Below are 14083 nucleotides of genomic sequence, written 5' to 3' on the forward strand. Positions count from 1 at the left end.
CGCCGATCCCTTTGCTCCACGCTCCTTTCGCGGCGGCGCCGCGCTGGCCGCCGCCCACGCCGAAGTCGCGGGCGAACTGGCCGCCATGCTGGGCCTGCCCGCGGCGGTGGAACACGCCCTGCGCCACCTGTTCGCGCGCGGCGCCGAGACAGGCCAGATCGCCGCGCTGGCGGGCGACCTCGAACTGCTGGCGCGCACCCATGGCCTGGACGCCGCGCTGGCCATGATCGCGCGCCTGGCCGGGCGCCGCTATCCCGCCGCGCTGGCGCAGCTGGCGGCACAGCACGCCGGCGCCTGGCTGGAGCAACTGGGGCAGCCGGAGGACAGCGCCATCGCCCCTGCCTTCCTTCCGCTGTCGGCGCCGCTGGCGCCGGTGGCCGATGCCGTCGAACTCAAGCTGCCCTGGCTGGCCGGCTATGGACGCCGGGTGGCCTTCCTGGCGCGCGAAGCGGCGGTCCTGGCCGGCCTGCCGGACGCCGTCCAGCGCAGCCTGGTGCGCGCCGCGCTGCTGCACGGCCTGGGCCGCGCCGGCGTGCCGAATCGGGTGTGGCAAGGAGCGAACAGGCTGGAAGGGGACGCACGCGAGGCGGCGCGGCGCGCGCCCTACTTGACCGGGCAGCTGCTCGGGCGCATTCCCGGCCTGGAAGAGGATGGCGCGCTCGCCTCCCAAGCCTACGAACGGCTCGACGGCAGCGGTTACTACCGGGGGATGGACGCCGCGGTCCTGGGACAGCCGCAGCGCATCCTGGCCGCCGCCGCGGCCCACGCCGCGCTGCGCGCGCCGCGTCCATGGCGCGCGGCCCACGAGGAAGTGGCCGCCACCGCCCTGCTCGATACCCAGGCGGCGGGCGGCCGCTTCGACCGCGAGGCGGTGGCGCTGGTGACAGCGGCGGCCAGCCAGGAAATCGCGTCCGTGCCGGCCGCGCTGTCGGCGCGCGAACGGGAAGTGCTGCTGCGGATCAGCCGGGGAGAAAGCGAACGCGCGGCGGCGCGCGCCATGCGCCTCAGTGCCGGCGCGGTGCGCGCGCACCTGGAGCGCGCCCTGGAGGAACTCGGCTGCGCCACGCGCCCGGCAGCCACGCTGCGGGCGCTGGCGCGCGGCCTGCTCTAGCCGCGGAAGGAATCAGGAATAGGTGGCCTGGTGCACGCTGCCGCCCGGGCGGATCAGGCCGCGCTGGGTGGCGACCACCACCGCGTGGGTGCGCGCGGTGGCGTCCAGCTTGCTCATCACGCCCTTCACGTGGGTCTTGACCGTGCCCACGCCGATGCCCAGCTTGCGGGCGATCGACTTGTTGCAGCAGCCCTGGGCCAGCAGCTGCAGGACGTCGGTTTCGCGCCCGGTGAGGGTTTCGCGGCTCAGGCTGTCGGCCACGCTGCGCGTGACCGATTCGGTGAGATAGCGCTGGCCCTGGGCCAGGGCGGCGACCGCCTTCTGCACTTCCTCCGGGCTGCTCGACTGCAGCACATAGCCGTGCACGCCGGCGTCCATCGCGATGCGCACTTCCCATTCCTTGTCGAGCTGGGTGACGATCAGCACCGCCGGGTGGCGCAGGGCTTCCGGCATGGGACGGCGCGCCAGTGCGATGCCCGTGTCGTAGTCGGCCACCAGCACGCGCGCGACGCGCTGTCCCTCCGGCTGGCGCAGGCTGGTGCTGACGCGCAGCTCGGGCAGTTCGGCGAGGATGGCATGCAGGCCGACAGTCATCACCGGATCGGCGTGCATGATATGGACGGCGGAGGAAATCGTATGCATGGTCGTGCTCCTGGTTGGACGGACGCAGGCGGGTGCCCGTTCTCCATCTTGAAACGGGCGTGGCCGATCCGGCAAGTTAAGACATGTAAAAAATGCAGCCGGGGGTGGCCTTCGGCCAACGGGCGAATGCGCTATACTTGAACGATCATGCGCCTGACTTCCTTCACCGACTACACCCTGCGCACCCTGCTGCACCTGGGGAGCAACCGCGACCGCCTGGTCACGATCCAGGAGATCGCCGACCTGCACAGCATCTCGAAGAACCACCTGATGAAGGTGGTGAACGAACTGGCGCGCAACGGCGTGGTCGAGACCATCCGCGGCCGCAACGGCGGCTTCCGGCTGGCGCACGAGCCCGAGGACATCAATATCGGGGCCGTGGTGCGCATGAGCGAAAGCGATTTCTACATGGCCGAGTGCTTCGACCCCGAAGGCACGCCTTGCGGCCTGGTCCAGGCCTGCCGCCTCAAGGGCGTGCTGGGCAGCGCCACCAAGGCCTACCTGGACGAGCTGGACCGCCACACCCTCGCCTCCCTGTTGCCGGAGCCGGCGCCGCGCGAAACGCCGGTCGCTTTCCACCGCAAGAAAGCAGCCTGATGCATCATGAAAAACGGCCGCCCGAGGGCGGCCGTTGTCATTCCTGCTGCCGAACCGTTCAAGCCTTGCGGCGTACGGCGGCGATGCCGGCCAGGCCCAGGCCGAACAGCGCCACGCTCAGCGGTTCCGGCACCTGGCCCGGATCGACCGGGTCTTCGCCGCGCACATAGGTGGCCTTGAGGGTAGCGCTGTGCCAGTTGAAACTGGTGCCGGTGTTCGACTTGACCGTTACCAGCAGCTGGCCGGTGTCGCTCAGCGAAGTCAGCGAGGAGCCGGTGATCTCGTAGGGGCCGTAGGGGGTCTCGCCGTTGGGGACGTTGCTGCCGCTGCCGACCAGGACATTGCCCGGACCGACCAGGAAGGAGAAGGTCTCGAGGCCGCCCTGGTTCGAGCCGCCGACATCCTTCAGTTTCAGGGTCAGCTCGGCCCAGCTGATGGAATCGCGGACGGTGACGAAGTTGTAGGGGGCAAGGGTGAAGTCGAAGGTCCAGCTGGCCGATCCGCCGGCAGCGATGGTCTGGTTGCCCGCGTTATAGGTAGAGTCGATATCAGTGATGATCGGGGAAGCGCTTGCGGCGGCCGAAGCGGCAAAGATGGCGGCGGCGGTGACGAATTTCATGAACTGTTTCATATTTTCCTCTAGTTTTGATTTTGGTCAACTACGCCTTCTTTTATGCAATTCGCGTGCCAGGCCAAGGCTCCAGAGGGAGAACTGTCAAACTGCTCTAATTTTTAGGACACAGCGTAAAAAATTCCGACACTGGACTGTCAACTGTGAATCCTGCTAGGAGCTAGCGTTCACATGGCGCTGCCAAAAAGAAACCGGGCCGCATCAGCGGCCCGGTGCCGAGGTAGCACATGGCCTTGCGGCCATGCAGTAATGATCAGAACGCGTAGCTGGCGCGGCCGTAGAGGTAGCGGCCCGAACGGCCGAACGGCGCGTGGTTGGCGAACGGCCGGTGCGATAATGCGGAATCCGCATCCATGGAAGCACTGCGTGAACGAACTCCGCATCACCGACCACCATATTCCCGCAGGAGACGGCTTCCTGTTCGCACGCGCCTGGCAGGGGGCGGCGAGGACCGCGCCCATCGTGCTGCTGCACGATTCCCTCGGCTGCGTCGAACTCTGGCGCAGCTTTCCGGCCGCCCTGGCGGCGGCGAGCGGACGCAGCGTCATCGCCTACGACCGCCTGGGCTTCGGCCGTTCCAGCCCGCGCGGCGGCGTCCTGCCCCACGGCTTCATCGCCCAGGAGGCGCAACAGGGCTTCGCCCTCGTGCGCGAGCATTTCGGCCTGGAGCATTTCGCACTTTTCGGGCACAGCGTCGGCGGCGGCATGGCGGTCCATTGCGCGGCCGGGTTTGCGCAAGCCTGCGCGGCCTTGGTGACCGAATCGGCCCAGGCCTTCGTGGAAGACCGCACCCGTGCGGGGCTCCTGGTGGCGCAGGACGCGTTCCGCCGGCTGGGCAGCCTGGAGCGCCTTGCCCGCTATCACGGCGACAAGGCGGCCTGGGTCTTGCACGCCTGGCTCGACACCTGGCTGGCGCCGGGCTTTGCCGGCTGGTCGCTGGACGCCGTGCTGCCCGAGGTGCGCTGCCCGGCGCTGGTGCTGCACGGGGTGGAGGATGAATATGGATCCCCTGAACATCCGCGCCGCATCGCGCAAGGCGTAGCCGGGCCGGCCGAGCTGGAACTGATTCCGGACGTGCGTCACGTGCCGCACAAGGAACGGGAAACCTGGGTGGCGCAACGGGTCGCCGCCTTCCTCGCCCGCGGCTGAAGAATATGCAATCCGGATGTCGAAACCGGAGCGCGCCGTTCGTCGTGGCAGGAGGAAGGCAGCCGCACTTCCTTACTTCAGGAGCTGAACATGACGGATCAGAAAGCGACAGGACCGGCGTCCTATTTCCCCTCGATCGAAAAGAAATACGGCCAGCCGGTGGCGCACTGGCTCGGTCTTCTGGGCGACAAGACCGGAATGAAACACATGGAGATGGTGAACTGGCTGAAAAACGAGCATGGCATCGGCTACGGCCACGCCAATGCCCTGGTCGCCTGGCATCTGGCCAAGCCTGGCGCGCGCGCCTGAGCGCCAGACCCTCCTGGCCTCTTTGGATAAGGTGCCAGCCTACACGACAAAGGGAGCCGATGGCTCCCTTTGCTAGATGCGAATCCTCGTCAAGACACGCCGCGCAACAGTGCGAACAGGGCGACTACGGAGACGCATGCACTAACGCTCCCATCCATCAAAGTGCGGAGAGAAGAGCGTAGCCTGGGACATGGATGAGCATAAGAATCCCGCATCGTCTGGCATCGCTGAATTAAAGTCAAACTACTGATCCATACAGCGCAAACGGGCTCCTGCCCCTGCGAGCTTGTCCGCCGTCAAACCTGCATGTTCATGATGTCGTGATAAGCCGACACCAGCTTGTTGCGCACCTGGACGGTGGCCTGGAAGGCGATACTGGATTTCTGCATGGCGATCATGGTGTCCGACAGGCTGACCGTGTCGTCCCCCATGGCGAAGCGCTTGCCGATTTCTTCCGCCTGCCTGGACTTGTTGCTCACTTCCTGCAAGGTGGACTGCAAGGCGTCGGCGAAGTCGAGCTTGGCCACGGGCTTGTCGCCGCCGATGCCGCCGAGGCCGGCCGGCGCGGTCGGGACGACCGAAGCCGGCTTGGTCGCCGCCGCCTTCAATTGCTCCATCATCGCCTGGATGCGGCTGCTGTCGATGCCGCCGATGCCGCCAATACTCATGTTCTTCTCCTGCCTATTATTGCCTTGTAGAATCAAACCCTTTGATCTCAGGCTGTCAGAATATCAGCGCCGGGGCGAAACCGAAGCGTGAAGAAGGCGGGAAAAGTCCCCCTGTTTCCCCATTTGGATGTTGCCCTACGGCTCCATAATGCTGCCTGAGCTCCCCTAATCCACCCACAGACAACCACCATGGCAGCAGCAGCGGAAGAACTGATCGACACCCCTGACTCGGCACCGGCCGCGGCCCCGACCTTTTTCCAGACGACGATGGGCAAGCGCGTCGCGGCGGGCGGCGGCGTGGCCATCATCCTGGCGATCATGGTGGCGGTCTGGATGTGGAGCCAAGCGCCGGAATACCGCGTGCTGTTCTCGAACTACAGCGACCGCGACGGCGGCGCCATCACCGCCGCGCTGGACCAGATGGCGGTTCCGTACAAATTCTCCGAAGGCGGCAGCGCGATCCTGGTGCCGGCCGAGCAGATCCACGACCTGCGCCTGAAGCTGGCGGCCCAGGGCCTGCCCAAGGGCGGCAACGTCGGTTTCGAACTGATGGAAAACCAGAAACTGGGCACGTCCCAGTTCCTGGAACAGGTCAATTACCAGCGCTCGCTCGAAGGCGAGCTGGCGCGCTCCATCCAGTCGCTCGGCTCGGTCAGCAATGCGCGCGTCCACCTGGCGCTGCCAAAGCCCTCGGTCTTCGTGCGCGACCAGCAAAAGCCCACCGCTTCCGTCCTGCTCAACCTGCAGCCGGGCCGCGCCCTCGATCCGGGCCAGGTCAGCGCCATCGTGCACCTGGTCGCTTCCAGCGTGCCGGAACTGACCATCGGCAACGTGACCGTGGTCGACCAGAACGGCACCCTGCTCTCGGACACCTCGAACAAGGGCGCCGGCAGCAAGCAGCTCGACGCCACCCAGCTCAAGTACGTCGACACGGTCCAGCAGAACATCATCAAGCAGGTGGAATCGATCATCAAGCCGATCGTCGGCGAAGGCAATGTGCGTGCCGAAGCCACCGCCGAGATCGACTTCGCCCAGGTCGACACCGCGGCCGAGATGTACAAGCCGAATTCGCCGCCGGAGCCGCAGGCGATCCGCAGCCAGCAAACCTCGGAATCGACCCAGCAAGGCGCCGGCGCCTCGGGCATCCCGGGCGCGCTGTCGAACCAGCCGCCGGGCGTGAACGCGGCCCCGGTCGAAGGCCAGCTGCCGCCGAACGGCGCCCAGCCCGCCGCCGGCCCGAGCCGCAAGGATTCGACCACCAACTACGAAGTCGACAAGACCATCCGCTACGAACAGCGTCCGATGGGCGGCATCAAGCGCCTGACCGTGGGCGTGGTGGTGAACTACCGCCGCATCGTCGATCCGAAGACCGGCAAGGTCACTGTGCGTCCGCTGGCGGCCGCCGAAGTGGCCCAGATCAACGAGCTGGTCAAGCAGGCGATGGGCTATAACCAGCAGCGCGGCGACACCCTGAACGTGGCCAATGCCCCGTTCGACGGCGTCGACAAGCCGGCCGAGGACATCAAGCCTATGGAATGGTGGAGCGACCCGGCCAACTTCCCGCTGTTCAAGGAAGTCGCCCGCTACGCTTTTGTCGCCGCCGTGATCGCCTTCCTCTACTTCCGCTTCCTGCGCCCGCTGCTGCGCCCGGCGATCAAGAAGTTCGACGAGGCCACCGCGATCCCGGAAGAGGAAAAGATCGACGAGGAAGCCGAGGCCGAAGCCGCCGCCGCGGCCGAGGAAGCGATGCAGGAAGAAGTCGAGGAAGTCGAGCAGCAACGCCGGGCGCAGGGCTACCGCGCCAACCTGAAAGTGGCGCAGGACCTGGCGCGCGAAGATCCGCGCATCGTCGCAAACGTAATCAAGGCATGGTTGGGTTCCAATGAGTGATAAAGACAAAGACGCCACCAACAAGGCGGCGATCCTGATGCTGGCGCTGGGCGAGGCCGAAGCGGCCGAGGTGATGAAGTTCCTCGGCCCGCGCGAAGTGCTCAAGCTGGGCGCCGCGATGGCGCAGATGAAGGCGGTGCAGCACGAGCAGGTGGTGACGGTGCTGGAAGACTTCGTCGTGGAAACCAACCTGCACTCGACCGTGGGCCTGGATTCGGACGAATACATCCGCCAGGTGCTGACCAAGGCGCTGGGCGACGACAAGGCCGCCGTGCTGCTCAACCGTATCCTGGGCGGCAAGGACGCCTCGGGTATCGAGAGCCTGAAGTGGATGGACTCGACCTCGGTCGCGGAACTGATCCGCAACGAGCACCCGCAGATCATCGCCACCATCCTGGTGCACCTCGAGCGCGACCAGTCCTGCGAAATCCTGTCACACTTTACCGAGCGCTTGCGTAACGACGTGGTGCTGCGTATCGCCACCCTGGACGGCGTGCAGCCGGCCGCCTTGCGCGAGCTGAACGACGTGCTGACCAAGCTGCTGTCGGGCAACGAGAACATCAAGAAATCGTCGCTGGGCGGCGTGCGCACCGCTGCCGAGATCTTGAACTTCATGAGCGGCGAGCAGGAAGCGGCCGTCATGGACAACATCAAGAACTACGACAACGACATGGCGCAGAAGATCATGGACGAGATGTTCGTGTTCGACAACATCATCGACATCGACGACCGCGGCATCCAGCTGCTGCTGCGCGAAGTGCAGTCGGAGATGCTGATCATCGCGCTGAAAGGCGCCTCGCAGGACCTGCGCGAGAAAATCTTCAAGAACATGTCGCAGCGTGCCAGCGAAATGATGCGCGAGGACCTGGAATCGAAAGGTCCGGTGCGCCTGTCGGAAGTGGAAACCCAGCAGAAGCAGATCCTGCAGATCGTCCGCCGCCTGGCTGACGAAGGCCAGATCGTGCTGGGCGGTAAAGGTGAGGATTCCTTCGTCTGATGGTGATTCCGAAAGAACTGCAGAGCGCCTACCAGCGCTGGGAAATGGCCTCCTTCGACAAGGAGCGCCGAAGTGCCCAGCGCGAGGAGCAGCCCGCTCCTGCCCCGGTGGAGATCGTCCCCCAGGTGGTGTTGCCGAGCGTGGAAGAAATCGAGGCGATGCGCGAAGCCGCACGCCAGGAAGGCTACCTGCAAGGCTTGCAGGAAGGCCGCGAGCAAGGCTATGCCGAGGGCCGCGCCCAGGGCTATGCCGACGGCGCCGAAGCCGGCCAGACCGAGTCGGCCGCCGAGCTGGAGCAGATGCGTTCGATCGCCGCCACCTTCGGCGACGCGGTCGCCGCAGCCGACGAGACCATCGCCGCCGACGTGCTGGAACTGGCCCTGCGCCTGGCGCGCGGCATGGTGCGCACCGCCTTCGATGTGCGCCCCGAGCTGATCGTCCCCATCGTGCGCGAAGCCATCGGCTACCTGCCGGTGCTGCAGCAGCCTGCGCTGCTGAGCCTGCACCCGGAAGACGCGCTGATCGTGCGCCAGGGCATGGCCGACGAGCTGACCAAGGGCGGCTGGCGCATCATCGAAGACGCGACGATCGCGCGCGGCGGCTGCAAGGTCGAGACCGCGAGCAACCAGATCGACGCCCAGGCCCAGGCCCGCTGGCACCGCCTGACGCATGCGCTGGGCGCCAATGTCGAATGGATGGGACAGTAATGAGCACGACCGCCGACCGCCACACCGCGCGCTGGAAGTCCTTCCTCCGCGACTGCGACGCCCTGGTGGGCTTCGCCGAGCCGATGCAGGTGTCGGGACGCGTGACGCGCGTGGCCGGCCTGGTGATGGAATGCGTCGGCCTGCGCCTGGCGGTGGGCAGCGCCTGCACCATCCCGACCGCCAACGGCCACATCGAGGCCGAAGTGGTCGGCTTCGAGGGCGAGCGCCTGTTCCTGATGCCGCAGAGCGACGTGGAGGGCGTGGTGCCCGGCTCGCGCGTGTTCCCGGTCGAAAGCGTGCTGCCGAAGCCGGGCAGCGTGCCGCACCCGCGCCGCCGCCCGAGCGACCGCGCGCGCCACCTGCCGGTGGGCGAGCAGCTGCTCGGCCGGGTGGTGGACGGCGCCGGCCGCCCGCTCGACGGCCTGGGCCCGCTCGGCACCCACGAAGTGGCGCCGCTCAACGCCCGCCCGGTCAACCCGCTCGACCGCGCGCCGATCAAGGACACCCTGGACGTGGGCGTGCGCGCCATCAACGCCATGCTGACCGTGGGCCGCGGCCAGCGCCTGGGCCTGTTCGCCGGTACCGGTGTCGGCAAGTCGGTGCTGCTCGGGATGATCGCGCGCTATACCGAAGCCGAAGTCATCGTGGTCGGCCTGATCGGCGAACGGGGCCGCGAGGTGAAGGAATTCATCGAGCAGATCCTGGGCCCGGACGGCCGCGCCCGCTCGGCCGTGGTGGCCGCGCCGGCCGACGCCCCTCCCCTGATGCGCCTGCAGGGCGCCGCCTATGCCACGGCGATTGCCGAGCACTTCCGCGACCAGGGCAAGAACGTCCTGCTCATCATGGATTCGCTGACCCGCTACGCCATGGCCCAGCGCGAGATCGCCCTGGCCATCGGCGAGCCGCCCGCCACCAAGGGCTATCCGCCGTCGGTGTTCGCCAAGCTGCCGGTGCTGGTCGAACGCGCCGGCAACGGCGTCGAGGGCGGCGGCTCGATCACCGCCTTCTATACGGTGCTGTCCGAGGGCGACGACCAGCAGGACCCGATCGCGGATGCGGCGCGCGGTATCCTGGACGGCCACATCGTGCTGAACCGCCACCTGGCCGAGGCCGGCCACTATCCGGCGATCGACATCGAGCAATCGATCTCGCGCGCCATGCACGGCATCACCACCCACGAACACCAGCTGGCGGCGCGCAAGCTCAAGCAGCTGTACTCGCGCTACCAGCGCTCGCGCGACCTGATCAGCGTCGGCGCCTATGCACCGGGCAGCGACCCGGTGCTGGACCAGGCCATCGCCAAGCACGGCGACATCGAGGGCTTCCTGTGCCAGGAAATCCACGACAACGTGGGCTTGCCCGAGAGCTTGGGGCAACTTACCTCTCTATTCCAGTGATCGGGAGATGCTTGGCGGAACTATACTTTGATCCATTATGGCCCAAGCTTCCGCTCTCGAAACCCTGATCGACCTGGCCCAGCGCGAATCCGACGCTGCCGCCAAGCGTCTCGGCGTCGCCCTGAAGGCGGTCGAGGAGGCGGAGCAGAAGCTGGAGATGCTGGTCGGCTACCGCGACGAGTACGCACGCAAGCTGGATGCGGCCCAGCTGGCCGGCATCACGCCCTTCGCGTATCACAATTTTGTCGCCTTCATCGGCAAGCTGGACAACGCGCTCAATGGCCAGCGCGAAGTCATCAAGCACGCGCAGTACAAGGCCAGTGTGGAAAAGACGGCATGGCAGGAAAGCGAGCGCAAGCGCCTGTCCTACCGCACCTTGAGCGAACGCGCCGCGGCCGAGACTTTGAAGATCGAGAACAAGCGCGACCAGAAACTGATGGACGACCACGCGGCCCGTGGCGCCTTCTACAAACGCTGAACCTATCATGACGATGCAGACCACCACCCTCCCGTTCCAGGTTGCCGGCGCCAACGCCGCAGGTTCCCAACTGCAGCGCGCCAGCGCGCTGCCGGGCGCGGCCGCCGACGGCGGCAAGGCCTTCGGCGACACGCTCTCGCGCGAGCTCGCCCAGCGCCAGGCGATGCCGCAGCAGCAGGCGGCCCCTGCCCCGGCCGCCCAGCAGAACAAAGCGGCCGGCGCCAAGCCGAATGCTGGCGACAAGCCGGCCCAGGCGCAGCGCACCGCGAATCGCGAGCCGGCCAAGCAGACCCAGGCAACTTCCAGGGACGAGGCCCCGGCGGCCAAGACCGCGAACGCGGATGCGGCCGAAGGCAGCGAGGAAAGCAAGGACGCGGCAGCTGCCAGCGCAGCCGCCGAGGCCGCCACGGCGCCCGTGACCGACATGCTGGCCTTCATGGCCAGCCTGGCCCAGCCGGCCCCAGCCGCACCGGTGGCAGCGGAAGCCGCGCCGGCCGACGCGCTGGAGTCGGCCTTCCAGCAGATCAAGGCAGGCCAGGACGGCCTGGCGCTCGAGGCCGAAGCCCTGCCCCAGGACACCGCATCGACCGGCCTCGCCGCGGCCACCGGCGTCGAGCGCGCGCCTGTCGAGCTGCCTGCCGGCGAGGACGCGGCCGCCATGCCGCAGGCCAAGCCGGACGCCGGCCAGTTCCAGGCCCAGCTGCGCGAAGCGAGCCAGCAGCAGGCCGCCGCCGAAGCGCCGGCCCCGAGCGTCACCCAGCTGCAGGCCCAGGCCGCCAAGCTGGAAGCGGTGCAGCCGGCCGCCGTGCCGGCCGACCGCATCCCGGCGCGGGTGGGCAGCCAGGGCTGGGACAACCAGGTCAGCCAGCGCATCGTCTACATGGTCGGCAAGGAACAAGCCGCCACCCTGACCCTGAACCCGCCGGATCTCGGCCCGGTGCAGGTGGTGCTGAACGTGAGCAACGACCAGGCCAGCGTGCAGTTCTCGTCGAACCAGCTGGAGGTGCGCCAGGCCCTGGAAAACGCGATTCCCAAACTGCGCGAGATGATGAGCGAGAGCGGTATCGCGCTGGGTAATGCGACGGTGGATGCGGGCATGCCGGACCAGCGCCAGGCTTCGCAGGATGGGGAGCGCCGTGGCAATGGCGGCGCCTCCGGGCTGAATGGCAACGGCCGCGATGCGGGCGGCAACGGGAATTCGACGGAGAGCGCACCGCGTAGCGCTCGTACCGTAGCGGTGGGCGACCGCGGCATGGTCGACACCTTCGCTTAACAGTATTAGTTACCCTCAAAGACCGTCGCTCCGGCCTTCGCCGGGGCGACGGTCTTTCGGCTAACGGGACCTTGATGCACTAACAATTTGCCGTCCTTTTTTCAATTCGTCATCACGCGCGCGCAACAATCGCAGGGAAAGCCGCCCCTTCTCCCCTCTTTTCGAGGCTTGCCCAGACGCATCTATCCGCGACAATGCCATAATGACGGACACAACCAACAGGCAGTAGGAAGATCTTGAAAGCGAATCCGAAAACGAAGGCCGATCCGAAAGCGGATGCGGCAGCAGCGGCGCCCACCGGCTCGAAGAAAAAGCTGATCATCATGGTCGCCGCGGCGGTCCTGGTGCTCGGCGCGGGCGCGGGCGGCGGCTGGTACTTCAGCCAGTCCGGCGCGCACGCCGAGGAAGCCCCGGCCAAGGAAAGCAAGAAGAGCAAGAAGAAAAAGAGCGACGACGACGTCAAGGCCGAGTATGTCCCGGTCGAGTCCTTCACCGTGAACCTGCAGCCGGAAAACGGCGAACAGTATTTGCAGGTACAGTTCACCTTGCAGGTCGCCGGCGCCGAACAGGTTCAATTGGTGAAGGACAACATGGCCGTGGTGCGCAACCGCGTGCTGCTGCTCTTGTCCGGCAAGAAGGCGTCCGAGATCAGCACCGTCGAGGGCAAGCAGCAGCTGGCGGCCGAGATCCTGGCAGCCGTCCAGCAGCCTTTCGAGAAAGATGGCGACGAACAGGACGTGACCGACGTATTGTTTACCTCGTTCATTATTCAGTAAAGAAGCACCATGGCCGATAATTTCCTCTCACAGGAAGAAGTCGATGCCCTCTTAAAAGGGGTCAACGGCGATCAGGACGACATTGCGACGCCTGAAGACACCTCGGGGGTACGCACATATAACCTGGCAACGCAGGAGCGGATCGTCCGCGGCCGCATGCCGACGCTCGAGATCATCAACGAGCGTTTCGCCAGGTATCTGCGGGTCGGCCTGTTCAACTTCCTGCGCCGCAGCGCCGAGGTCTCGGTGGGCTCGGTGCGGGTCTCGAAGTACAGCGAATTCATCCGCAACCTGGTGGTCCCCACCAACCTGAACCTGATCCACATGAAGCCCCTGCGCGGCACTGCGCTGATGGTCTTCGATCCGGGCCTGGTGTTCCTGCTGGTGGACAACCTGTTCGGCGGCGACGGCCGCTTCCACACGCGCGTGGAAGGCCGCGACTTTACCCAGACCGAGCAGCGCATCATCATGCGCATCCTCGACATCGTGTTCGAGGCCTATGCCAAGTCGTGGGAACCGGTGTACCCGATCGAGTTCGAGTACATCCGTTCCGAGATGAACACGCAGTTCGCCAACATCGCGACCCCGAACGAGGTCGTGGTGTCCTGCACCTTCACGGTCGAGCTGGGCTCGGTGTCGGGCCAGATCCACTTCTGCATGCCCTACTCGATGATCGAGCCGATCCGCGATGCGCTGACCTCGAGCATCCAGGGCGAGGCCCTGGAAGTCGACAAGCGCTGGGTGCGCCTGATGACCCAGCAGATCCAGGTGGCCGAGGTCGAGCTGGTGGCGGTGTTGGGCCACGGCAAGGCGAACTTCGACGAGATTCTCAACATGAAGGTGGGCGACGTCATCCCCCTCAGCGTGCCGCAAACCCTGCAGGCCACGGTGGACGGCGTCCCCGTGATGGATTGCAGCTACGGCGTGCACAACGGTCAATATGCGCTGAAGGTCGAGAAACTGCTCGCCAACAGCGACACATTCAGCAAATAAGCAATACAGGAGAGCATCATGTCTGACACCCAGGACGATCAGGGCAGCCTCGACGACGATTGGGGCGCGGCGATTGCCGAGCAGGCCGCGGCCGAAGCGGCGGCGCTCGAGCGCCAGCAGCAGACGGCGGCAGCCGCCCCGGCCGCTGCCGTGTTCCAGGATTTCTCGAACAAGGGCGCGCGCAACGAGACCCCGAACGACATCGACTTCATCCTCGACATCCCGGTCCAGCTGACGGTGGAACTGGGCCGCACCAAGATCGCCATCAAGAACCTGCTGCAGCTGGCGCAGGGCTCGGTGGTCGAGCTGGACGGCCTGGCCGGCGAGCCGATGGACGTGCTGGTCAACGGCTGCCTGATCGCGCAGGGCGAGGTCGTGGTCGTGAACGACAAGTTCGGTATCCGACTCACTGATATCATCACGCCATCTGAACGGATCCGAAAACTGAATAAATGACCAAGCGCA

The 14083-nt window shown here is 66.3% G+C and carries 16 protein-coding genes; 13 read left to right on the top strand and 3 right to left on the bottom strand.

Features of this window, described 5'->3' with window-relative positions; all coding sequences use genetic code 11:
* A partial coding sequence (locus tag J8847_RS22970; RefSeq protein WP_211527005.1) for an HD domain-containing phosphohydrolase occupies window positions 1-1111 on the top strand: 1111 nt, incomplete at its 5' end.
* Between the two features lie 12 nt (window positions 1112-1123).
* On the opposite strand, the gene J8847_RS22975 is transcribed toward J8847_RS22970, so the two are convergent.
* The gene (locus J8847_RS22975; protein ID WP_229513162.1) at window positions 1124-1753 is read right to left on the bottom strand and encodes a response regulator transcription factor; all 630 of its coding nucleotides are present in this window, start codon (window positions 1751-1753) and stop codon (window positions 1124-1126) included.
* 147 nt (window positions 1754-1900) lie between these two features.
* On the opposite strand from J8847_RS22975, the gene J8847_RS22980 reads away from it, so the two are divergent.
* A complete protein-coding gene (locus tag J8847_RS22980) occupies window positions 1901-2350 on the top strand; it encodes an Rrf2 family transcriptional regulator (protein WP_211527006.1) in 450 nt (149 codons plus the stop codon).
* Window positions 2351-2408: 58 nt separating this feature from the next.
* Here the strand turns inward: J8847_RS22980 and J8847_RS22985 are convergent, their stop codons facing one another.
* Window positions 2409-2969: a PEP-CTERM sorting domain-containing protein gene (locus J8847_RS22985; protein WP_211527007.1), complete on the bottom strand. Its 561-nt coding sequence runs from the start codon at window positions 2967-2969 to the stop codon at window positions 2409-2411.
* Window positions 2970-3317: 348 nt separating this feature from the next.
* Between J8847_RS22985 and J8847_RS22990 the strand changes: the two genes are divergently transcribed.
* Both J8847_RS22990 and J8847_RS22995 read left to right on the top strand, forming a co-directional pair.
* Complete coding sequence (locus tag J8847_RS22990; RefSeq protein WP_211527008.1) at window positions 3318-4130, top strand: alpha/beta fold hydrolase; 813 nt, start codon at window positions 3318-3320, stop codon at window positions 4128-4130.
* Window positions 4131-4220: 90 nt separating this feature from the next.
* Entirely contained in the window at window positions 4221-4439 is a 219-nt protein-coding gene (locus J8847_RS22995; RefSeq protein WP_211527009.1) for a DUF4287 domain-containing protein, read from the top strand.
* A 296-nt stretch (window positions 4440-4735) separates the two neighbouring features.
* Here J8847_RS22995 and fliE read toward each other — a convergent pair whose 3' ends face one another.
* The gene (gene fliE / locus J8847_RS23000) at window positions 4736-5107 is read right to left on the bottom strand and encodes a flagellar hook-basal body complex protein FliE (protein WP_211527010.1); all 372 of its coding nucleotides are present in this window, start codon (window positions 5105-5107) and stop codon (window positions 4736-4738) included.
* Window positions 5108-5296: 189 nt separating this feature from the next.
* Here fliE and fliF point away from each other — a divergent pair, with 189 nt between their 5' ends.
* The 9 genes from fliF (at window position 5297) to fliN (ending at window position 14074) form a co-directional block, all read left to right on the top strand.
* A complete protein-coding gene (gene fliF / locus J8847_RS23005) occupies window positions 5297-6997 on the top strand; it encodes a flagellar basal-body MS-ring/collar protein FliF (protein WP_211527011.1) in 1701 nt (566 codons plus the stop codon).
* Complete coding sequence (gene fliG / locus J8847_RS23010; RefSeq protein ID WP_211527012.1) at window positions 6990-7994, top strand: flagellar motor switch protein FliG; 1005 nt, start codon at window positions 6990-6992, stop codon at window positions 7992-7994. Before fliF ends, fliG begins: the two co-directional genes overlap by 8 nt.
* Window positions 7994-8701: a flagellar assembly protein FliH gene (gene fliH, locus J8847_RS23015; RefSeq protein ID WP_211527013.1), complete on the top strand. Its 708-nt coding sequence runs from the start codon at window positions 7994-7996 to the stop codon at window positions 8699-8701. The genes fliG and fliH overlap by 1 nt, the downstream gene beginning before the upstream one ends.
* Window positions 8701-10098 carry a flagellar protein export ATPase FliI gene (gene fliI / locus J8847_RS23020; protein WP_211527014.1) on the top strand — a complete coding sequence of 466 codons (1398 nt, stop codon included), beginning with the start codon at window positions 8701-8703 and terminating at the stop codon, window positions 10096-10098. Before fliH ends, fliI begins: the two co-directional genes overlap by 1 nt.
* A 37-nt stretch (window positions 10099-10135) precedes the next feature.
* Window positions 10136-10576 (top strand): flagellar export protein FliJ, encoded by a 441-nt coding sequence (gene fliJ / locus J8847_RS23025; RefSeq protein WP_211527015.1) that lies wholly within the window; start codon window positions 10136-10138, stop codon window positions 10574-10576.
* Between the two features lie 7 nt (window positions 10577-10583).
* The gene (locus J8847_RS23030) at window positions 10584-11849 is read left to right on the top strand and encodes a flagellar hook-length control protein FliK (RefSeq protein WP_211527016.1); all 1266 of its coding nucleotides are present in this window, start codon (window positions 10584-10586) and stop codon (window positions 11847-11849) included.
* Between the two features lie 236 nt (window positions 11850-12085).
* Window positions 12086-12625, top strand: coding sequence for a flagellar basal body-associated protein FliL (fliL, locus tag J8847_RS23035; RefSeq protein WP_211527017.1), 540 nt, complete (start codon window positions 12086-12088; stop codon window positions 12623-12625).
* A 9-nt stretch (window positions 12626-12634) separates the two neighbouring features.
* Complete coding sequence (fliM, locus tag J8847_RS23040; RefSeq protein WP_211527018.1) at window positions 12635-13618, top strand: flagellar motor switch protein FliM; 984 nt, start codon at window positions 12635-12637, stop codon at window positions 13616-13618.
* An 18-nt stretch (window positions 13619-13636) separates the two neighbouring features.
* Window positions 13637-14074: a flagellar motor switch protein FliN gene (gene fliN / locus J8847_RS23045; RefSeq protein ID WP_211527019.1), complete on the top strand. Its 438-nt coding sequence runs from the start codon at window positions 13637-13639 to the stop codon at window positions 14072-14074.
* The last annotated feature ends 9 nt before the right edge of the window (window positions 14075-14083 follow it).

The sequence above is a fragment of the Massilia sp. AB1 genome (assembly GCF_018119385.1).
Lineage (GTDB): Bacteria > Pseudomonadota > Gammaproteobacteria > Burkholderiales > Burkholderiaceae_D > Telluria.